The organism is Bacillus sp. BS98 (assembly GCF_008432245.1).
Lineage (GTDB): Bacteria > Bacillota > Bacilli > Bacillales > Bacillaceae_G > Bacillus_A > Bacillus_A toyonensis.
Window position 1 is genome coordinate 150979 of sequence record NZ_CP043831.1, and the last position, 20447, is coordinate 171425.

Annotated in this window: 20 protein-coding genes and 5 pseudogenes; 4 read left to right on the forward strand and 21 right to left on the reverse strand. The window is 32.7% G+C overall.

Going from position 1 to position 20447, the window contains the following annotated elements:
• Positions 1–120: 120 nt before the first annotated feature.
• The gene (locus F0362_RS27855; protein WP_098009650.1) at positions 121–1350 is read right to left on the reverse strand and encodes a DUF3994 domain-containing protein; all 1230 of its coding nucleotides are present in this window, start codon (positions 1348–1350) and stop codon (positions 121–123) included.
• Positions 1351–2119: 769 nt separating this feature from the next.
• Here F0362_RS27855 and F0362_RS27860 point away from each other — a divergent pair.
• Positions 2120–2740, forward strand: coding sequence for a DUF2278 family protein (locus F0362_RS27860; protein ID WP_098009652.1), 621 nt, complete (start codon positions 2120–2122; stop codon positions 2738–2740).
• A 602-nt stretch (positions 2741–3342) separates the two neighbouring features.
• Here the strand turns inward: F0362_RS27860 and F0362_RS31285 are convergent.
• The 4 genes and pseudogenes from F0362_RS31285 to F0362_RS27880 all read right to left on the reverse strand — a co-directional run bounded on the left by F0362_RS31285 (position 3343) and on the right by F0362_RS27880 (position 5941).
• Complete coding sequence (locus F0362_RS31285) at positions 3343–3645, reverse strand: Spo0E family sporulation regulatory protein-aspartic acid phosphatase (RefSeq protein ID WP_338141408.1); 303 nt, start codon at positions 3643–3645, stop codon at positions 3343–3345.
• Positions 3646–3732: 87 nt separating this feature from the next.
• On the reverse strand, positions 3733–3987 hold the full coding sequence (locus F0362_RS31075) for a hypothetical protein (protein WP_240522364.1): 255 nt from the start codon (positions 3985–3987) through the stop codon (positions 3733–3735).
• Positions 3988–4251: 264 nt separating this feature from the next.
• Positions 4252–4851, reverse strand: coding sequence for a hypothetical protein (locus F0362_RS27875; RefSeq protein ID WP_149890119.1), 600 nt, complete (start codon positions 4849–4851; stop codon positions 4252–4254).
• Between the two features lie 213 nt (positions 4852–5064).
• Positions 5065–5941: pseudogene (locus F0362_RS27880) on the reverse strand (RNA-guided endonuclease TnpB family protein).
• 298 nt (positions 5942–6239) lie between these two features.
• Here F0362_RS27880 and F0362_RS27885 point away from each other — a divergent pair.
• Positions 6240–6650, forward strand: a complete 411-nt coding sequence (locus tag F0362_RS27885) for a hypothetical protein (RefSeq protein WP_149890120.1) — start codon at positions 6240–6242, stop codon at positions 6648–6650.
• Positions 6651–7123: 473 nt separating this feature from the next.
• Here F0362_RS27885 and F0362_RS27890 read toward each other — a convergent pair whose 3' ends face one another.
• From F0362_RS27890 to F0362_RS31290, 12 genes and pseudogenes are all read right to left on the reverse strand, one after another.
• Positions 7124–7609 carry a hypothetical protein gene (locus F0362_RS27890; RefSeq protein ID WP_149890121.1) on the reverse strand — a complete coding sequence of 162 codons (486 nt, stop codon included), beginning with the start codon at positions 7607–7609 and terminating at the stop codon, positions 7124–7126.
• 58 nt (positions 7610–7667) lie between these two features.
• Complete coding sequence (locus tag F0362_RS27895) at positions 7668–8150, reverse strand: tungsten formylmethanofuran dehydrogenase (RefSeq protein WP_149890122.1); 483 nt, start codon at positions 8148–8150, stop codon at positions 7668–7670.
• A 510-nt stretch (positions 8151–8660) separates the two neighbouring features.
• Positions 8661–8963, reverse strand: coding sequence for a hypothetical protein (locus tag F0362_RS27900; protein ID WP_000717614.1), 303 nt, complete (start codon positions 8961–8963; stop codon positions 8661–8663).
• Positions 8964–9720: 757 nt separating this feature from the next.
• Positions 9721–10032, reverse strand: a complete 312-nt coding sequence (locus F0362_RS27910; RefSeq protein WP_000768760.1) for a hypothetical protein — start codon at positions 10030–10032, stop codon at positions 9721–9723.
• Positions 10033–10188: 156 nt separating this feature from the next.
• Complete coding sequence (locus F0362_RS27915; RefSeq protein ID WP_149890123.1) at positions 10189–10731, reverse strand: site-specific integrase; 543 nt, start codon at positions 10729–10731, stop codon at positions 10189–10191.
• Positions 10731–11195 carry an ArpU family phage packaging/lysis transcriptional regulator gene (locus tag F0362_RS27920; RefSeq protein ID WP_149890124.1) on the reverse strand — a complete coding sequence of 155 codons (465 nt, stop codon included), beginning with the start codon at positions 11193–11195 and terminating at the stop codon, positions 10731–10733. Before F0362_RS27920 ends, F0362_RS27915 begins: the two co-directional genes overlap by 1 nt.
• A 242-nt stretch (positions 11196–11437) precedes the next feature.
• Positions 11438–13615: an amidase domain-containing protein gene (locus F0362_RS27925; protein ID WP_149890125.1), complete on the reverse strand. Its 2178-nt coding sequence runs from the start codon at positions 13613–13615 to the stop codon at positions 11438–11440.
• A 316-nt stretch (positions 13616–13931) separates the two neighbouring features.
• Positions 13932–14123, reverse strand: coding sequence for a DUF3954 domain-containing protein (locus F0362_RS27930; protein ID WP_053446363.1), 192 nt, complete (start codon positions 14121–14123; stop codon positions 13932–13934).
• A 76-nt stretch (positions 14124–14199) separates the two neighbouring features.
• The gene (locus tag F0362_RS27935) at positions 14200–14496 is read right to left on the reverse strand and encodes a cell division protein SepF (RefSeq protein WP_149890126.1); all 297 of its coding nucleotides are present in this window, start codon (positions 14494–14496) and stop codon (positions 14200–14202) included.
• Positions 14480–14821, reverse strand: a pseudogene (locus F0362_RS27940) (DnaB-like helicase N-terminal domain-containing protein); the annotation flags it as partial. The gene F0362_RS27935 and the pseudogene F0362_RS27940, both read right to left, overlap by 17 nt.
• Positions 14818–15774 (reverse strand): annotated as a pseudogene (locus F0362_RS27945) (DnaD domain-containing protein). The pseudogenes F0362_RS27940 and F0362_RS27945, both read right to left, overlap by 4 nt.
• 279 nt (positions 15775–16053) lie before the next feature.
• The gene (locus tag F0362_RS31290; RefSeq protein WP_254903146.1) at positions 16054–16179 is read right to left on the reverse strand and encodes a hypothetical protein; all 126 of its coding nucleotides are present in this window, start codon (positions 16177–16179) and stop codon (positions 16054–16056) included.
• Between the two features lie 243 nt (positions 16180–16422).
• Between F0362_RS31290 and F0362_RS27950 the strand changes: the two are divergent.
• Positions 16423–16656 (forward strand): annotated as a pseudogene (locus F0362_RS27950) (type I glutamate--ammonia ligase); the annotation flags it as partial.
• An 82-nt stretch (positions 16657–16738) separates the two neighbouring features.
• Here F0362_RS27950 and F0362_RS27955 read toward each other — a convergent pair.
• From F0362_RS27955 to F0362_RS27970, 4 genes and pseudogenes are all read right to left on the reverse strand, one after another.
• The gene (locus tag F0362_RS27955; RefSeq protein ID WP_149890127.1) at positions 16739–17491 is read right to left on the reverse strand and encodes a hypothetical protein; all 753 of its coding nucleotides are present in this window, start codon (positions 17489–17491) and stop codon (positions 16739–16741) included.
• A gap of 298 nt (positions 17492–17789) precedes the next feature.
• A complete protein-coding gene (locus F0362_RS27960; RefSeq protein WP_001043917.1) occupies positions 17790–18062 on the reverse strand; it encodes an HU family DNA-binding protein in 273 nt (90 codons plus the stop codon).
• A gap of 636 nt (positions 18063–18698) precedes the next feature.
• Entirely contained in the window at positions 18699–19034 is a 336-nt protein-coding gene (locus tag F0362_RS27965; RefSeq protein WP_226534329.1) for a hypothetical protein, read from the reverse strand.
• 688 nt (positions 19035–19722) lie between these two features.
• Positions 19723–19887, reverse strand: a pseudogene (locus F0362_RS27970) (Holliday junction resolvase RecU); the annotation flags it as partial.
• A gap of 101 nt (positions 19888–19988) precedes the next feature.
• Between F0362_RS27970 and F0362_RS30670 the strand changes: the two are divergent.
• A complete protein-coding gene (locus tag F0362_RS30670; RefSeq protein ID WP_000132662.1) occupies positions 19989–20153 on the forward strand; it encodes a hypothetical protein in 165 nt (54 codons plus the stop codon).
• Positions 20154–20447 lie beyond the last annotated feature (294 nt).

Below are 20447 nucleotides of genomic sequence, written 5' to 3' on the forward strand. Positions count from 1 at the left end.
TCCACATCTTCAACCTCATTTACGTCTCTTTAGGAGATTTTCAATCCCCTCTACTACTTATTTCATATTAGTGTAATGGACTTCATTATTTTATTTTTTATATACTCTTTTTATACGAAATTACTTATGTTTCTTCGCTTTTTCAACGCTACCTCTTTCATCGGCTATTCGTAAAGAATCACCTGTGAAAGACTTTACTGTGAAGGGTAGATTCTTTTCATAATCGTTCTCTTCGTTTTTCTTACCGTTTTCAATAAACTCTTTTAATGATAAGGTAATTTGTTTTTTGTCTCCATCGTATGACCAATTTCCTGTTGCATAGTTTTTCTTTTGTTGTTCTTTGTCTTGACTTTCATACATGGTCATCGTTCCATCTTTTTTGAAGTCTATACTAAAAGTTACCTTTTCAAATTTATAAAAGTCCCATACTCCTACTAACTCCTTACCGCTTGAAGATAGTTCAATTATTTCATCGTTAGGATCAGGCATTGAATCATTATCAATATAGGTTTTATTGACAGAATCCTTCATATCCTTCATCATCTTATCAAGTGCTTTTTGCCTTGCATCAGGGTATTTCTCGTCTATCTCCTCAAACAGCCCTAACCACATATAAATCCCTTCTTCTATACTTTTCGTACCATTTTCTACGATTTCTTTCATTTTAGATGTACTGTACGTACCGTCTTCATACTTTTTAACCGCATCTTCTACTTTCTGTAAGTTTCCTTTAATATCCTTTGTCCCTCTTAGGATGGCATGCTCATAGTAGTCTTTAAAATGGGAAGGTGGCGTTAGGCTTGCAAATTTGTTTACATCATTCTTTGTTGTATCTATTTGGTCTAATACACGAGTTATATGAACTTTATCACCTGTAAATAATAAATTGTTTCTCTTCTCTAGTTCCTTCGCTTCATATTGAATGTTTACAAATTGTTCGTATAAACGATACGGATACTCTTTTTCTGAAACTTTTACCATCTTTATATCTGCATTATCTACTTCGTCTGAAGGAAACCCCTCTACATCGTTATCGTATCCTGACTTGTTTGTTTCTGGTTTACTTTCTCTACTATATGACTCAGCTTTCACTTCAGCCTTCTTTTCAGATTTATTCTTCTCATCTTTTTCAGTTTTAATTGTAGCTAATGCACCTCTTAATTGTCTTTCAATCTCTTCATCACTATAGCGCAAACGCTTCATGTCTTCTACCATTTTATCTGCTTTAAATTCTTTATCTACCAGTTTGTACTCTGACTGTGTAAGTCCATATGTTTCTGTTGTGCAACCCGCTAGCAAGAAACTTACACTGAGCCCTGTTAATGCGATACCTTTGAGTGATCTGTTCATATTCTTTTGCCCCTTATCTTTTCGTACTTCTTCTCTCCATCCATAGTTAGTCCATTATGAACGTTTTCACGATATGTATTGTCTGCTATTACTGCTTTGCTTTCCTTACTACCTATTTCAGCCTGATTTATCTCATTTACCGTATCAGTATTAGGCATTAATTCGTAATATCATTACAAAAAAGGACATACCTATGCATATAACCGTTAACCAGATATATCCTTTTATTATTTTATAGTGAAATAAATAATGGGTCAAAGAAATTTTGCGAAAATTATACAAAAAAGGCATAATTTATTGCTTAACAGCAATAAATTATCTGGGTAAAGAAGATATACTAGAGAATATCGCAGTGTTGTAGTCTCTAGTATTTTTGCATAGTATTTTAATGACTATGCAATACTGAGAGATAAAAAAGGACCTCTTACTGAAAGATAAGAGGTCATCAGGAAGAGAAAAATGGAGTCCTTTTTATTTGATTTTTGAAAATTAGTATGCGTAGTAGATTGAAATCATCATAAGAAATTAAGGCACTAACAAAAACCACAAAACATATACTTGTGGTTTTTCTTTAATTTACATTTGGTTTTCAGTGTTCCATATCAACCATTTGTTTTTTGGGGACATAAAGACGCACTTATATAGCACAAGATAGTAAGCTCCCTCGATTTGGAATCGTATTTGTGGAAATAAGATCATGCTAGATACGTGTTTTTCGGAAACGTTTTGGGCAGTATAATGACAAAGTTTATTTAATGGAGGGTCTACAATGCCACTACAAAATGGTTATGGGGTAATTATCGGAAGTGTGCACAAACATTATATTGAACCGCCAGACGAGGAAGGAAGATGGCCTCATTATCTTATATTTGTTAACAATTCCGCTGGTATATATGAGTGTGCAGTGAATTTGAAATCTCGAACTAATATTAAAATAGAATATAAACATATCGAAAATCTAGACAATAATATGTTTGAAAAGATCATTACCTTACAAGATGGTTTTTACCGTTTGGCATCAGATGCCAATTCGGGATCAATCGATGTTATACGTCACAAAGGTGTACTTGGTCCGCATCTCTGGATCCCTGAAAATGGGAATAACGTAATTGAGCTAATGAAAACTTGCTTAAAAGGTGTAAAAAGAGTGTATATTTTCGGCGAACCGTTTGATGTAGGACTTGGTGTACACAACGTTCATATGAATCAAGGTGACCCATTGGACAGTAGCTTTTCTAAAGAAAATGGTATTTGGCAGGATGGTGCAGTTATGTTTGAATATGATAGCGCGCCATCCAGTTATGCTATCCTCCTAACAAAATTTCAAACACAGTGCTTACAAACTGATAATGCGGGTCATCCTATTGTTTCAGCTAGGAAAAATGAGTGAAGTCAAACGTGACCAATTGTTACACTTTTTTATAAATTAGAATACACGAATCCTCTCGCGCATCTTATAGGTAAACGAATACTGGGTTCCGTAACTAGAAAAACGTTATTCTTCTTTGTGAAAACACGGAAAGGATAACGTTTTTTATGAGAAACCGTATAGCACAATTTTAAACCATTGTATCGCCTACTGTTTGACGTACTAGTATTGAGTTACATGTAATACTTTCAAACCGAAATTAAGTAATCGTTTTCATCATTTATTTGTTTAACTATGAATCTAGGTTACAGTATTTTTAAATGAAGTCGCCATGTGCACAAATCAGTTGCGACATTTTGATGTTTTTTAAAAATTCTAAGGGAGTTTTAATCGAAAATCTTCACCTGGCGGACCGCTGTATCCCCTACTTGTTGCGCTTATTCTTTCGTTGTTTCCTTCTTTTTCCTCAATATATATCTTTGTACCTGTGCAGCAAGTTTTATCCTGTCCTATGCTGTTTGAATCTCTAATTGGGTTTCTTTGCCCATCCCCTTAAAAAGGGTAAATTTTAAACAAACTTAATTGATTTTTTACACTTTCTCAATATTACATTATCAAATTTCTTATATAATCGAATTATTCTTTTTATTTATTTTTATCTGTTCCCTTTGAACCCTATTATAGGGTTCCTTTTTTATATTCAAATATTTATTAATTAATTTATCAATTTCTTGACTTAAATGGATTACTTTTGTATGACTAAAGCCATGTTTATTTACAAGTTCTACTAATTCTAATTTTTTATTTTCTATTAGATTATTTAATATTGTCACTAACATACACTTTTTTCTTTCACACTCCCCCTGAGCAAAAAAAAGAGCTGCTCCCAGCCCTTGTATACTTAAATGCAGTATAAAATTTTCCATATTCTATTATAAATGAATATACATAAAGCTAACAACAATAATTTTTAGTGTATTAATAAATAAAAAAGCAGCAATATTTAATTACTGCTACAACTTCTTTATAAAATCATTATTTATAAAAACATTTTCCCCTGATTCATCAGCTTCACCATACCAAACTTCCAGCTTTATAATATGTGTCGCTACTTCTTTTAATATCACATTCATAAATGAGGTAATAGGTGCCACGTTATGTTCTGTATCTCTGTAGTTCTTTAAATTGGTTATAAATGCCCTTTCATTATCTTTTAAATTTGTATAATAGTCATTTTCTTCTTCCCAGTTGCCAGGCTGCCATCTCATATATAGAAAATCATCTTCTGCTAATGCTTCATTTATTTGTTTCTTTGTAAATGGAATATCCTTGCTCTGATAAACTTTTGTATATTCTTTAACGATTAGTAATTTTAGAGTTGCTTCTTCCCAGCTTCCTGTATTTATTTATTCAACCAACACTTTATATTCATCTTTTATAATTACTTTACCGCGAAAGACTGTATACATTTAAAATGGCACCTTTTTCATCCTCTTGAACCCATTATGAATTTAATTACCATATATCCTTAACTACACAATGGAAGGTTTTAAAAATCGTATTATGTTTCCCTTTTGATTAAATTCACTATCGTTGTTGCAATTCTTAGAGGTAAGATCAACTATATAACTCTCTGAAATTTTAAAAGTTCTTTCCTCATTAAACATTTTCAAAGGAACTGATACTCCAACATTATTATCCAAATGACTTAGTACCATTACAGGGATAGTTTCTCCTTTTAATAAATCAACATATGAGGTCTTAACTTTATAATAATGCCCTTCTAAAAAATGCATTTTTCCGTTTATTAAATCCACTGCAACTCCATTATTACAATAAGCTAAGCTTTGATTTAAAAAATGAATATCGTCCGATACTTTAATAAATTTCATCGTTTTATTATCAAATATATAGTAACCTTCTCTTACTACAAAAAGATTATGTGGATTGATAAACTCTAGCAGATAATGTGTGATTTCAAAGCTAGTATCTCCCTCAATCATTTCTCTGTATTCTACATAAAGTTTCTCTAACTTTTTAAATGTACTTAGTTTGATTCCCTGATTTGGTCTTGATGCAAGTGTTAAGTCATCTAATACCCATTTAGCCACATATGTTGACGTTGGAATCATTTACAATTTACCCCCTTCAAAATTCTATATATGAACATATAAACTATTTAAATTTAATAAATTGGGCTCTACTTAAAGTATAGGCAGAATCTATTTAATAACTAAGATAATTCTCTAACTTTTTCATATTTACTTCTTTTGAACTACCCCCACTTTCACTTCGTTTAGAAGAGGGGGATTCCTAAGTAAAGAGTTCTATCGAACTCTAATTTATTAGGCTAGCTCCACAGTCCTTGCGGTTAGAAGCCTTATCGCTTCATTCTTTAGATTGATACTTGCGTTAATATCCCTATCATGGTGTGTAAGACAAGAAGAGCAGTCCCATTTACGTAGGTTGAGATTTTTAACGTCTTTGTTTCGATATCCACAACAAGAACATAATTGGCTGGAAGCAAATATTTTCGATACAACAATGACTTGTTTGCCGTACCATTTTGCTTTACATTCCAACATGGCTCGAAATTGTGACCATGATACTTCACTAATTGCTTTTGCTAACTTATGATTTTTTAACATATTCGATACTTGCAAATCCTCTATACCGATAACATCGTGGTTTTAGATGATTTCAGTTGAGATTTTGTCCAAGTAATTTTTTTTTAGAATTTTCCATGCATTCATGAATTCTAGCCACTTTTATTCGCTGTTTATTCCAGCTAGAAGATCCTTTCATTCTTCTAGAAAGAACACGCTGTGCTTTCGTCAACTTTATCTTTTTTCCTACAATGGCAATATTTTCTTTTGTTTGTTTTGTGGTGTAAGATTGTACGTTGTTTTTCTTAGATTTGAAACGCGGGGCACTAGTTTGTTTTTTGAAAAAGCGTGTATAAGCATCCGCAAGGTTGCGAACAGACGACTGAATCGCAATACTATCCACTTCTTTTAGCCAAACAAACTCTTTCTTCATGGCAGGAAATTTGGCAGAGCATGTACCATAGGTCAAGCCTTTTCCAGTCTCTTTGTATGCGTGATCCCATAAGGATAGGAAATGATTGAATACAAAGCGAGAACAACCAATCGTTATGTTGATTAGAATTGCTTGTGCTTTATTTGGATAGATACGAAACTTATAGGCTTTATTAATCATCATTTCATTCACCTCCATTTCGGTATATGACTATTGCATACTGAACATATATTCGATAAATAGTCGAATAACACTTTATGTATGTCGAGACAATTGAACTATTTGAAAAGAAAACCATACACACTAAATCATATAAGGGTATATGTAGCGATTGTGATTATGTTTTACGTAATTACGTGTGAAATTCTAAATGATATTTCCTTCCAGGGACAGTATTCCCTTGATTATCTTTTGTATAAAAATATATTAAACATATGGTACGTGAAATTTTATAAAGAACACTTTAGGAGTTTATAAACACATGGTAAATGTTGTTTTAATTATACGGAATTCAAATTTATTAAGATCCATGGATGAAATATTAACTAATACTAAATCCGTAGAAAAAGTGCATGAATTACTGAATAAGGCAAAAACAAAAAATACAATGCCACACAGTCTGTTATGGCATTGGACGGATTTTAAGTGGAATATGCCAGAAGAACTAGGAGAAAACATAAACGATACTAAAAATAGCGAACCTATTTTACTATTATTTTATTGGCTAAATTGCATTGGTGCTGAAAACTATTATTTAGCGAGAATTGAAGAAAGATATGTTATAGATGGGCAAGATCCCTTAGATACATGGGGTAACTTACGTGTACCATCATTAGATTTATACTTAAATGTTTCAATCTCCTTTGGTTTTGAAAAGGAGGTTATAATATGAAAATACCGACATTATTATAGTACTGCAAGTATAGATAAAATGCTTCCCTCAATAATAACTAAAAGTATTTGGGATTACTTCAAAACACAATTACTAAAAAAACAATTCTTTAATAAGTTATAAAAACATCTTTGATTTAAAATTGGAAGATAATTATTTAGTATTAAATTATCAACAAGAAAGTCCAGATTTTGAGATACGTTCCAAAACGAATGTAAAAGTGGATAAACTTCCATTAGCACACCGTATATAGACTATTGATAACGATAAAAGTTATATTATGATGTTACCTACGGACTATTGATAGGAATTAGGCTACACACTTATTTTACTTAGTAAAATAAGTGCTTCGAAATAATACCATTTAAAATACCGGTTCTAATTAGAACCGGTATTTTTATTATATATTAAGCTTTAGGATCCATTAATTATAGGATAGCCTGTAGATATAATACACTCTCCTTATAGTTAGGTTACTTAGATTTTTTTAATTCTTTGTTTGCTTTATCTATTAACTTAGAAGCAGTCTCTAATCTTTCAACCCCAGCATCGACTTCATTTTCTTTCCCCTTATCTAAACCTTCTTGTATGATTGCCACTCCATCTTTTACATGAATCATCGCTACACCTACATTTTGTTGTACTGGGTGATCTTTTTCTTCATACTCTAACTTACTTATTTTATCCACTAACTCTAAATAAGGTTTAGATACTTCTTTTAACTTTTCTGACTTTTTCTTCATTGACTTGCTACTTTTTACAATACCGTCTATTTCCTTAGATTGTTCGGAGAAATCTTTCATTAAATATTCTAGATTCTTACTGAAGTCTTCTTTTTTATTCTGTTTAACAGAAGCTTCCATTACTTCATCTTTCTTAACCTTTGTCTCACATCCAACCCCAGTTAACATTAACATTGGAACTACTACAAAAGATAAAATTTTACGTTTCATTGACATATACCCCTTTGTTTTAGAATGCTTTTTCTATTCTTCCAACTTATTTATTAGTTTCCATCTATTTAATGTCTTTCATCATCTCGTTGGCTTCATCTATCTTCTTAGAAGCTTTGACTACTGCATCATTACCTATTTCTATTAATTTTCTATCTTTTAATTCTAGACCGTCTCCAATTGATTTAAGTGACATATCTAGTAAACCCATAGCAGTATCCATTGTAAACTGCACATCTTTATACTTTTCGTCATGCTTTAATTTTTTAACCTTTTCAGATGTTTCAAGTAAGTCCTTAGAAGCTAAATCAAATTCTTTCTTCTTCTCTTCTACTGACTTTTGGCCTGTTAATATGTCACTTACGACCTTGGACTGTTCAGAAACATCTTTCATCAGATAGGCTAAGTTTTCTTCATAGTCTTCTTTCTTATTTTGCTCAATAGAAATTTTACTGTCTACTTGTTTTTCTTTTGTAGTACACCCTGTTGCTCCCCCTGCTACAAACATAAGTGAAAAAGCTAATAATATTAGATTCTTTACCTTCAAACCACTACACCCCTCCTGAAAAAATTGTAAGTAATTAACATATGAAACCATAACATAAATTATGTAAATAGACTATAAAAAAATAGCGATTCTTACGATAAATTTTGAGTGTTCTAACAACCTTAAAATATGTATTACAATTATAAAGTATCTCAATCCATATACTTTTTTAATTATCCTTTATTTAGTTTCTAAAGTTTAATATTTTGTTGCTTTTTTTTTGCTCCCTAGAATACCGTCAGCATTTCAGAAAAAAATCATGCTAAGCAAAAAAATACAATAAGCTGCCCATATGGACAGCTTATTTACATAATTTTCGTTATTGGAAGTAAAGTAAACCCCTCTTATTGGGGTACGAACACTGTTCTTGTTATAATTAATTTTTTTCAGAACGTCTATAATCCTCTTTTAAAAAATATATGTAAATATAATAAAAAACGAATGATTAATAGAAATATTCTACGCCACTCGTTTTTTATCGGACTTCTTTTTACTGTACTTTTATTTTCTTTATGAGTTATTAGAAAAATAATTGTCTATATAAGTCTTTATTTTTTCAAAATCCTTTTCCATAAATAAGATTGCTGGTACTTCAATTATTGGAAGATTATTTTCATTATCAAAAGGTGGACACGGTTTGGGAACTACCAAATAGTCAACTGAGTTTTTATCCCTAATATAATTAATTGAAACATCATAATACTTAGAAAAATATTCCTTCAAATCATCCTGATTCCTTAAAAATGGTAGAGAAAATATTGAACCATAATTTATACCAGCGTCGACAATTAATACAAAGCATATTTTTTTCATGATACACCCTCCTCGTATAATAAGTTTTAAGTTAATAACTGTTCCTTGAAAATTAAATAGTTTTTATCTTCAAGAGCTACATCAAAAAAATGATGTATGGGTAAAATTTAGTCTTTGATACTGGGGGATTTCCCTACCTTATTCAAAGAAAGGCATTACATGCTATTCCGAATGCAATAAAACAAATAAAATACTAAGACAACAACAGTAATAATACTCGATGCTGTTCTGAAAGTTTTGTTTTCATACGTTTTATTTAACAAGAAGAAGAACAAAACGACCCAGACCCCGTTGGAAAAGAATGATGTTAGTGCATTGAAAACAACTCGAAACGCAAACATAGAGTCTTCCATTAGTTTTCCACCTCACATTTTCCTTATTATACCATTTACAAAAAGTGATGTGTCGTGTTTTTCTTGTATACCTTATACATGACTGGTTAACATAACGTCTCATTATCGGTAGCAAGGAAAAGGGAGGAAACTGTACTCTCACCAAGGAACCTTCTTTTTTTGTTCTATGGATCTATGCATTTTTTTATACATTCCTATCCTAGCGCGATTTTAGGGTTCTTGTTTGTTACTAGAATTGTATAAAATCTTGCATACTCTTAGCGTGAGTTTTTTCAAAAATGCTGCAATACCCCCATGCCCATCAACTTAAGAAATCGGTAGTTCCCCAAAACGAAGAAAATTTCGTTCTGGGAACACTTCAAAATATTAGCTTGATGGCCATGCTACGTTACCCCTACTAAACATTAATCTTTCGGTTCATATAAGTAAAAATCGTCTTCTTCAGGAAACTTTATAACAATAACTTTTCTATTTTCTTTTTCAAATACAGTAGTAGCTCCTTCTTCATGCGTTTTTTTCCACCCTTTAGCCCTTATAGACATTAAAGGTAAATAACCAAAAGTATATTGATAATCTGCTGGCTTATCATCTTCAACATGGTTAGAAAAAATAAACACAGGAAAATCTTTTATTTTCGACTCTTTCGTCATTAAGAATGTAGAGAGAATCAGTAGTAATAAGCCCCCCAAAATTATCTTTGTTTTTTTAAGTTTCACAATTTATCACTCCTATTGATATTGTACTAAATATCATTATAGAAAAATATAACAAATTAATTCATTTGGCAAGATAAACACAAAAAGTAATAATACCTAATCTTAGCTTGATGGGCATGTGCAATACCCCTAGATTTAAAAAGAAATAAGCAATGATTAGATTTTAAACCTAGTCATTGCTTTATCCATTGCATCTTGGTTTACGCCTATATAACGTAACGTGAATTTCTCTGAAGAGTGATTGAATATCTCCATGAGTAACGCTATGTTTTTCGTTTGCATGTACATGTGATACCCGTATGTTTTTCTTAACGTATGTGTTCCTATTTCATCTAACCCAAAATCTGCCGCTGCTCCTCTTAATATCTTATATGCCATGCTACGACCAATTGGACGATTCTTACCTTGTCTGCTTTGCAATAAATACTCATTGTCTTCTTTTTCTACAATAAACCATTTAAGTTCTCTTTTCAGTGCTGTAGTAATTTGTATTCGTTTCTGTTTCCCTGTTTTCTTTTCCCGCATAGATATATGACTGCTTTTAACACCCCCTACTTTCAATTTCAAAATATCTGAAATTCTGAGGCCTGTATTAATCCCCATAATGAAGAGAATGTAATTACGTAAGCTCTTTTCCTTAAAATACTCTTTTAACTGCTGTATTTGCTCTGGATCACGTATTGGTTGAACAAAATTCATTATTCATTGCCTCCAGTTTCTTCTGCCTCATATACTTCTAATCTAAGAGCAAAAGCTAATTTATAAAAAGCATTAGATTTATTTCGTCTATACGTACGCTCACTCATACCAATTTCGTTATAAACCATGTAATCAAAGACTTCTTCATCTTCTAAATATCGTTTTACAATAATATTCCTTTGATTTTTACTAAAACGACTTAATGCCTTATCAATTTGAAAAGATAAACATTGTAATTTCACTTCTCTTTCACTCATAGCAACATTGGCTAAAGCGATATCTTCAGCTGGCTTTCCTACTATATTTGTTGGACCGTGATATCTTACCTCGCTTGAAGCTGTGACCTTCATTTCATTTCTAATCATCCCAAATTGTCTATAAATACGAACATTTTCAAGAACCATTTCTAAACGAACCTGTGTTGCTTTGCGGTCAATTTCAGGCAAAAAAGTTAATTGCATCATATTTAATAACACTCCTTATCTGTTTTATTAGTAAAAAACAAAAAACGGACACCAAACTACAGAGCAATATTGTTCATGCTCTTATAGTTTGATGTCCGCTGGTTCTTCCAGTAGGACTATATATTTGATTTCTATGTATTATACCATTTTATTCAACAAAATTAATCTCTAATTTCTATAGACTATTGATTTGATTAATAATAGAAAAGGTTGCTGAAAAATTAATCAGCAACCTTTTCTTTTTAGTTATTTGTTAATTTCAAGATTATCCATTGCGAATCACCGTTGGAGTCTTTATCAATATTTGCATAGTTTTCATTTTTTCTATTACCACTATGTTGACTTATATAAATAGTTCGCTTAGAAGTATCTTTACCTGTAACCATTAACGAATGCCATTTTGTTCCGCCACCCGCATATTGGTATTGGATTACATCCCCTGGCGAAGATCCATAATAAACTTGCATTGGACTCCAAGTTTTTGTAACCATATTTGCACGCGGTGCCCAGAAATCATAAAATTTTTCAACATTAACCCATGAAGCACTTACTCTATATCTTAAAGACATCTCAACTTTTTTACTAAACCAATAGTTACCATCTGTTATGATAGGTGAATCAATCGTAAGATTATCTTTAATAATCGGACGCATACCACCTGCATAAAGTGCTTGGGAAACAAAGTTTGTACAGTCTCCTCCATTACCAGACCAATCTCCATAAGCACTATTTCTAGAAAGTGCCCATGTTAAAGCATAATTAACTGCTGCGCTTGGATTATAATAATATGAAGAGCGTGCAGCGGCTTTCGGTGCTTGAGCAGGTTTCTCTGCTTTAAATTCCTTTGTATCAGGCGATTTTTGCACCATCTGCGCTTCTATTTCATCTTCTTTTTCTTTTTTATCGTTATTTTCTTTAACCTGTTTCATTGTTTTGTTTGCTAAATGATTCATACTAAACGTATCATTTTCACTAGCTGTTGCACTTCTTGCCTTTAATGAAGTTTTTTGTTCTGTTACAGATAGCGTTCTTTCATGCAAGTATTCTGCAGCATAAGTTAATATTTTAGTATATTTAGGATGAAGGGCTAACTTCGCATCTTTATGTTCTAAAAGTTGGTCAACTAAGTACTGTTCATATTCTGCTGTACCAACTTTATACTGCATACCATTTTGTTTTAAATGTTCTAATAAAGCTTTTTCCAACTCGCCTAGAGTTGTATTGTCAAATGAATTCTCTACAAGATAACCATATCTATCAAATTCATACGGTTGATTATCAATAAAATACCACTTGTTCGTATACAATCCAGAGTCTTCGAAAGAATAGTATACTTTTTTCCCATTGATTGTTTGCCAGCCAAATTTTTGTACTACATTTCCATTACCATCATACTCAAACCATCTTCTTTTTTCAGCATTATAGCTCCAATTACCTGGCTTTTCTGAGTCAAGATTGATCCACTTAGGTCCCTCATAAGTTACTACTTTCCACCAACCATCAGCACGTTTTTCAAGTACAGCAAGGAATTTCTGTGGTCCAAATTGAGTTCCGCGTGAAGATATGAATGAAGGTTCATTATATGCATAAAAACCCTTACTAACTGCTGTTGTTGCTGCAACACCTGGATACATCCATTTGTCGCCTTCCCAAGTTTGAACTTTCAACCATCCTGCAGTATTTCCATCTACCACCCTAATAGTAGTAGGACTATAAGGTACTTCCATGTTTCCTTTTTGAGATGCAAATGCAGGCTCATAAAACACTAAAAATGGTTTATCGAATGCTTTTAACTCCCCATCTAGGTTAATCCACTTATCACCCTCATAAGTAGCTACTTTCCACCAACCATTTGTACGTTTTTCTTTTACAACAAGCGATTTTTGTGGTCCAAATTGATTTCCACTAGCTGCTTTTTGAGATGTAAATGAAGGTTCATTATACGCATAAAAGTGTTTATCTACTTTTACTGCTTCTGAATTAGGGAAAATCCACTTATCTCCTTCATTCGTTTTAATCTTTAACCATCCATCTACTTGCCCATCTATTACTGTAACTACTTGAGGAGCAATAGGCTCATTATTGTTCCCTTTTGGTGATGTGAATTTAGGCTCAGCAAAAGTAATATATGGTTTCTCTATTTTCTTTTGTTCTCCTGTAATATTAATCCATTTATCACCCTCATAAGTGACAACTTTCCACCAACCATCGGCACGTTTTTCTTTAACTCCTAAGGCCTTTTGTGGACCGAATTGGTTTCCACCATTAGACTTTTGAGAATTAAAGGATGGTTCATTATACGCATAAAAATACGCGTCTAAAGGTTGTTTTACAATAGTTTCTTCTGCAAAAGAAACATTATTAAAACAAGGAATTACTAAAAATAATAGCATTAACGATAATAATAGCTTTTTAAACAAAATATTTCCTCCTATTAATAATATTGCATAAATACAAAAACATAAAATTTATAATGTCATATTTCTATATAAATACACAAAATTTATAATGTCATATCCCAATATAAAAATCTAGTGTTTTTTTGAATATTTTTTGAAATTTGCTAGTTATTAAATCGTAATCATATTTATTACTTAGAGACTTAAAATCACCAACTTAAGTTTTTTCACACAGTTTCTCCGAAAAAAATTATTGCTACACTGTTTTACAGTACTCTTTTTAATAAAATTTATAGGGAAGTAACTTCATAGCATTCCCCCCCCCTTCCAATCTCCATTAAATTAACTGAGTCCTTCGTTCATCCATACGAGCTACTTTTCCATTTTTATATACAAACGATTGTTCACCATACCCTGTAGTTGGTGGTTCAATCGAATAAACTTGTCCATCTTTCACAACGTAAATCATATTTTCTAATAATGAAATTTCAGCTTTCATTTCCACAATATTTTCACTAATACCTGCCACCGCAATCACTCCCAATTATGTTATAATTACTTTGTCGAATAATTATGTCGAGAGCAATCTCGGCTTTTTTATATGCTTATAAATACCGCACAACATTCTCCGGAACAAATGATTGTTCCAAGGATAGATGAAGTCGTATTGGCGTCGGCTCTTTGCTATCCCTTGCTCGTTTACATATCTCTTCAGCTTCTTCCCATACAAATTGTTTATCCCCCACTCGCTTATAACGCCAAATCCCAATTGTATAATTCTCAAACAACTCATAACGTTCATCAGGCGCTGTTGTTGGTTTTAATTCATCAATCGCTTTGGCTTGACTTGGTATTTGCACAACCACATCTGCATACCGTAATTTTGGAAACCCCTTGAGCATGTCTCATTTTCCAAGATTCAATAATTAACCCTTCGTGATATGAGAAATTTTTAGTAGTCGTAACAACTTCTGTTAAGTTTACAAAGAATTCAATTCTGCCAATTTGATGTATAAAGCTTTCACCAAATTTTCCAATGAGAGCAACAAGATCTATCGGAAGCTCAGCATCCTCTAATTCTCTTATTGCCTTGAAAATTACTTGGTGCGTTGGTAAAGAAAACTGTTTTACCTTTAGCTGACAATCTTTAATTAAATCGCCTTCTTGGATTATGCTACCTAAAACACTTTGTTCAGCTTCTACATTACGAATCATATCGTTACTCATTGTGCCAACCACGCATTCTGTTGGTTAAGTACCGCAAGTTCTTCTTCTGTTGGAATGTTCCGCTCCCATGCTTGTTGCTGCTGTATTACGTTTTTAGTAGATTCCGATAACCCTTTTTGTTGATAGGGAGCTTGTGTCTGTTGTTGCGCCTTTGTTAATCGCTGAGTACGAAACGCTTTATCAGCTGCCTCAACATCAGTTATTGTTCTGAAGCCTTTAAGATGCCAATCTCTTAAAATCGTATTTACGTAAGACATGTTTCTGGTATTCTTCTCTAAAGCAATCTCCATAGCCTTAATAACTAGCTCTGCATTTAAATTATCTATCCATGCATGAATACCATCTGCAATAAAAGGTGTAATCAGTCCGAAGTTTTGTTCGTAAAAAGAGATTGGATTAACCTCAACAACTTCTTCCACGCTTGCGCGTTCTTCTTGTTGTTGTTCTTTTTCTTTTTCTTCTTCTTTTTCTTCTTTTCTTCCTTGCTAGGGTCTTGGAAGCCCCTTATAAGCCCCTCCAGATGGACTGATAAATACTCCTTAATACGAGGAATATTAAAATCTTGTTCACGTTCTAATTGCAAACAAGTTTCATAGAAATCAACTAAGAAATCCTGGTCCTTCACGGATTGAATCTCTTTTAAGACGCACTTTTCAATGTTTACATTTTTAATTGGATTGAACTTCAACCAGTTGATTAAGAACAGCTCTTTTGTTTTTTGGTTGTAATTAATTTTTCCGTACTCAGCAAAACGTTCTAATAGCTTCATAACAGTTTCACGATTGTATCCTGTATCAAGTTTCAATAATACGAAGTGGAAGCTCATAGATTCCTGATTGAGACGTCTTACTGTTTGTCATCAAATATAAGTAGAAATACTTCTCCTCTGGTGTAAGATCTAAAACAAATGAATCCTGCCAAAATGAAACGTGTACTGGTCTATAAACTGCCATATTATTCATCCTCCCGTTTACATATCGCGAATCCGTCCTCTACACGTAACAAGCGATAATTCTTGTATCCTATTTTGAGATATTGGTTTACTAAGTAATTTAGGTGTTGTGTTGATGTTGCTTGTTGAAACAATTTAGGATTCAGCAACACTCTATGTAATAACTTGTCTAAAAGCATGCAACACACTCCGTTGTTATACGAATGCTAATTTGATATAATTAATCCTAAGATCTTTTGCAAGGCTATTTTTCTATCACTCTGCCAAGTGATAGATTTTTTTATTCTCTCCGTGTTACCAATGAAGCATTAACTCCTCTTGCTCTTAAATCCTTAATCACTACACGATAACTCATTGATGCCTCATGTTCTTCTTTTGTATCACGAAGCATTTTAAATTCTTTCATACATCTCTCCAGTTCTTCTTCCTAGCGATTTGATTCTTCAGCTGATTTGGCTGTTGTACCAGGCGCATGTACTAATATATATTCTCCTTTGTGCACCTAGCCATCTGGTATATTCCAAGATGAGGTAACTGTTCCCGCACGTGCTACGCCTTGCTTTGGATCCTTTTCTTCTTCTGTAGGCATAGCCTCAAATGTATCATCATTAGTACACGCATAGAAGTACGTAGTGTTGACCCAACTACAGTAGACCGCAGCATCTATGTAATGACATAAGAAGAGCGTGAAGAAGCGGATATTATTGACTTACCAGCAACATTAGCGCAAGCATTCGCTACATTACAATCGAATGAAGTCGTATGCGGTGCACTAGGAGACCATTTATTTGAGCCCTTCATCGAAGCAAAAGAAATTGAGTGGGATATCTTCCGCACGCAGGTATACCAATGGAAACGCGATCAATATATGTCTCCTTACTAAGAGAAAAAAACCTTGATACCAGCTGTATCAAGGTTTTTTGTTTTCACTTCTCACAATTTTATTATTCAATCTAAGACTTACTTTATTCTTCTATGTCTCTTATGCCATTTATTGTCATACCAAATTGCTCGAAACCATATAATACACCATTTAAAGCCGTATCACCCTTTTCTACATCTCCTTCGTCTAGAGCTTTAAACAAGTCGCCTAATGCCCGTAGGAATGTCTTATTAGCATCTATAAATTCAATTTTAAAATAACTGTACTTTTCAGGCGGTTTAAGGCCTACTAACTTCTCTGCCTCTCCTTTCACTATATTAAACTGTGCTTTTAATTCATCTTTATTTGTTCGTAGAGTTTCATCTTTTTCAACTATTGGTTTCGTAGCTTTTACTGCAGCTATGAATTTATTAGCCTGTATTTCTACTTTTTCTTGATACTCTTTCATACTGTTAGGTTTCGTAGCATCAGACACCTTGTCTTTCTCTTTACTAACTTCTTCTTTCTTCTCTACCTGAACTTCCTTTTTACTTGTTTCTTCCTTCGTTGTTTCCGCTTCTTTTTGTTTCTCTAACTTATCTTTTTCTTCGTGTATTTTATCTACATCTTTAATTACAGTAGCTATTGGGTCCTTATTTGTTGTTCCAGACTCGCTATCACTTGCTGAAGAGTCATTATTTGTTCTTTTATCTTTTTCTTTTTCCTTCTCTGTTTCCTTATAGTCTGCTACTTTTACACTATCCTCTTTTTTCTCTTCCGCTACGTCCTTACTTGCACAACCTACACCACTCATCAATATTACTGGCAGTGCAACTTCTAATAACTTACGCTTCATTGTAATTTACCCCTTTGTTTCGTGATTGTTGTTTCTTTTCTTCCAACTCTTTCTTTTTTGTTTCGCAATGATTTCATCTACGAAAATCGTTTTTAACCTTGAGACTTTTCCTATAAAGAAGTAGCATCTATCATAATGTATACTTCTTTTTAAAAGTATTGTAATTTATTAACATATGAAAACATATCATAAATTACATAAATAAGATATATAAATTTACATCTTTAAGAGGGACCTTGCCATGTTACAAATAAAAAGTATCCGATATGAATATCAGATCCTTTTTCACTATGTATAATTATTTCACTGCCTCTTTTAATTCTTTTCCAGCTTTAAATGCAGGCGCCTTAGAAGCAGCAATTTGCATTTCTTCACCTGTTTGCGGGTTACGCCCTGTTCGTGCAGATCTTTCACGTACCTCAAATGTACCAAATCCAAGAATCTGTACTTTCTCTTCATTTGCAAGAGTATTTGTTATTGCGTCTAATACAGCTTGTGTCGCTGTAGCAGCATCCTTTTGTGTAAGTTCTGCTTTATCTGCTACTACTTTTATTAATTCTGTTTTATTCATTTTCTGCACCTCTTTATATGTAATTAGGGACTATTATAACGTCCTATACTCATGGTGCAATAAATAACAGGTTGTACTGATATGCCTCACAAGTGTAATCGTCTATTTTCAATATTTTAAGAAGACAATCGTTATAACTCCTCCTTATTGTAAATCCTAAAATATTCATTGTTTATATTATTTAATTGTTATATAATACTAAATGTCTTTACTTATATGCGATTACGATATATCATAATTAGAAAAAGGGATCTTTCGGGATTCCTTTTTTCTATTAAAAATAAAAAAGCAGCAAGTTGGCTCTCCAGGCATATTCCTACACCTCACGGTAATTCATTTAACTCATTTTCACGTCGCATCGAATTTGTACCTCTTAGAGTAAAATATGTATCCAATAATTAGATTCTTCCTATTTATATACTCATTTAACCCAAATGTCCATTTTGTTCAAAATAAAAAGAGTACCCATCATTAGGTACCCTTAAACAAATAAGTATGGCGCTCCAAGTTTCACCTCATATGATAACTCGTCCCACGAATTCATCATATGCTTGTCTTATTAGAATGTTCCCTAGTTTAATGTGTAATTTCTATATAACAAAGAAAAAAGCACCCGTTTGGGATGCCTTTCTAGTTTCATTTTAAAAATACCTCTTTATCATCCGTAATAATTTGCTGACTCTCATCATCATTATCAATTTCTTTTCTTAAGTATTCAAGGGTAATTTCGATTTCCTCCTTATTCTCATAATAAATCCCTTTTGTACTTTTAATTTCTTGGTCTAATTTTCTCCCTCTGTCTTGAAGCGGATTGATTTCTGCCCTTACGAAAAGTTTTTTCCTTTCCCCTTCAAACTTTTCACTCACTTTTTTTAGAATTTCAATTTTTTTCATCAGAGTAAAGGATTCAAGTTCTCTTTCTCTTTCCACCTTTACAATCGCTTTATACTTTTCTATTAATTTTTTTCCCAATTTAATAATTCATCAAAAATATATTTATCCATCTCCTAATCCCCTCCAAATTAATTTATTCGATAAGAGTCATAAACATCCTTTTATTATTATAAATTAATTATACATTTTGAATAAAAAGCCTAAATAGGATGTGGGAAAATAAATAAAAAATTCACTATTAGTTCAAGGCTGAGCACCCTCAGCCTTCTCCAAGCCACCGCATTATTTAATTTTTTAGCTCTTATTAGCTACGCGCCTTACGTTCGGTGACTAGGAGAAGACTAAGAATTTTCTCGTTGATACTCCATAGAGTTAGCCAATACTTTGGCTGTCGCATAGCCTTCACTGACCTACAGTCTTTACACAATGTGATTATATCCAAGACGTATATCTTTCTTCCGACGCCTTTTTTGAACCAATACACTAGAGGGACGGAAGGGGAATGTTTCCGCTGTATTGGCTCAAACAAAGAGCGGAAGCTCTCTACTCGTTTTATTGTTTAAAAGAAAAACCTTAACTTACATTAGTAATTGTCGTGATCAACTCCAAATAAACCAATTGATACTTCTCTTATAACATAAAGTTCATTCAATCGAATGAACCATCATCCCATTGGTAAAACGATCTAGTTTTAACATAGAAATCAAGAATCAACATGACAAATGTGATTTTACTACCTATGAGTCTACAAACGAAAGGCGGAACGCTTATACACGCCGTCATAGTCTACTGTACTCTTAGCTTCCCTTACTCTTAATCACCTTCACAGGAGTCGGACGTTTATTTATAAGCGCCACTCCCCCCTTTGATACATTTCATTCGATAGATTGATAAGCATTTCAAGTACCATTCCACGGTTTCCTAGTCCCATTGTTATTCCTAGCTTTCTATTAAAAGGATTATTTTATTAAGTTTCTACAAAATGGTAATTAATATATAATTAAACTATTCAAATCTTAGGTGGTGATGCAAATGACTGATACGATCCGAATTGTTCTTTTCACTCTTGTAGGAATAAGTGCCGTATTTTCTGTAATTAAAGAATTTCAAAAACCAGAAAAGAGAAAATTTTGGATTACATTCGAAACTTTAATTCTAATTGGGGCAGCTTGGATGTTAATAGGTCTTCTCATGTAAACTACATAATTAATAAATCCTCTGAATAAGACTCAATATTTCGTTAATAATATAAACAACATGATAGTTTCTCCCTTGGAGATGAGCAGTTAGCTTTTGCTAGCTGCTCTTTTGTGATTCATCGTTACATTATGATGAAATGGTCATATATTATCTCGAAGCAAAAAACCCTAATTTACTTTTCAGTACCTCACTTTCCCCTTAAAGAGCACTTTTTAAAGGTGCTTTTTTTGGGGTCGTCAGAATAAAACCTAATATTTCGTCAATAATATAGATAGGCGATGGCCATAACTC

Coding starts and splice junctions, on each gene's coding strand:
- F0362_RS27855 (WP_098009650.1), bottom strand. CDS start 1,350: ATGAACAGATCACTCAAAGGTATCGCATTAACAGGGCTCAGTGTAAGT.
- F0362_RS27860 (WP_098009652.1), top strand. CDS start 2,120: ATGCCACTACAAAATGGTTATGGGGTAATTATCGGAAGTGTGCACAAA.
- F0362_RS31285 (WP_338141408.1), bottom strand. CDS start 3,645: ATGGAAAATTTTATACTGCATTTAAGTATACAAGGGCTGGGAGCAGCT.
- F0362_RS31075 (WP_240522364.1), bottom strand. CDS start 3,987: ATGAGATGGCAGCCTGGCAACTGGGAAGAAGAAAATGACTATTATACA.
- F0362_RS27875 (WP_149890119.1), bottom strand. CDS start 4,851: ATGATTCCAACGTCAACATATGTGGCTAAATGGGTATTAGATGACTTA.
- F0362_RS27885 (WP_149890120.1), top strand. CDS start 6,240: ATGGTAAATGTTGTTTTAATTATACGGAATTCAAATTTATTAAGATCC.
- F0362_RS27890 (WP_149890121.1), bottom strand. CDS start 7,609: ATGTCAATGAAACGTAAAATTTTATCTTTTGTAGTAGTTCCAATGTTA.
- F0362_RS27900 (WP_000717614.1), bottom strand. CDS start 8,963: ATGAAAAAAATATGCTTTGTATTAATTGTCGACGCTGGTATAAATTAT.
- F0362_RS27915 (WP_149890123.1), bottom strand. CDS start 10,731: ATGAATTTTGTTCAACCAATACGTGATCCAGAGCAAATACAGCAGTTA.
- F0362_RS27920 (WP_149890124.1), bottom strand. CDS start 11,195: ATGATGCAATTAACTTTTTTGCCTGAAATTGACCGCAAAGCAACACAG.
- F0362_RS27935 (WP_149890126.1), bottom strand. CDS start 14,496: ATGCTCAAGGGGTTTCCAAAATTACGGTATGCAGATGTGGTTGTGCAA.
- F0362_RS31290 (WP_254903146.1), bottom strand. CDS start 16,179: ATGAAAGAATTTAAAATGCTTCGTGATACAAAAGAAGAACATGAGGCA.
- F0362_RS27955 (WP_149890127.1), bottom strand. CDS start 17,491: ATGAAGCGTAAGTTATTAGAAGTTGCACTGCCAGTAATATTGATGAGT.
- F0362_RS27960 (WP_001043917.1), bottom strand. CDS start 18,062: ATGAATAAAACAGAATTAATAAAAGTAGTAGCAGATAAAGCAGAACTT.
- F0362_RS30670 (WP_000132662.1), top strand. CDS start 19,989: ATGACTGATACGATCCGAATTGTTCTTTTCACTCTTGTAGGAATAAGT.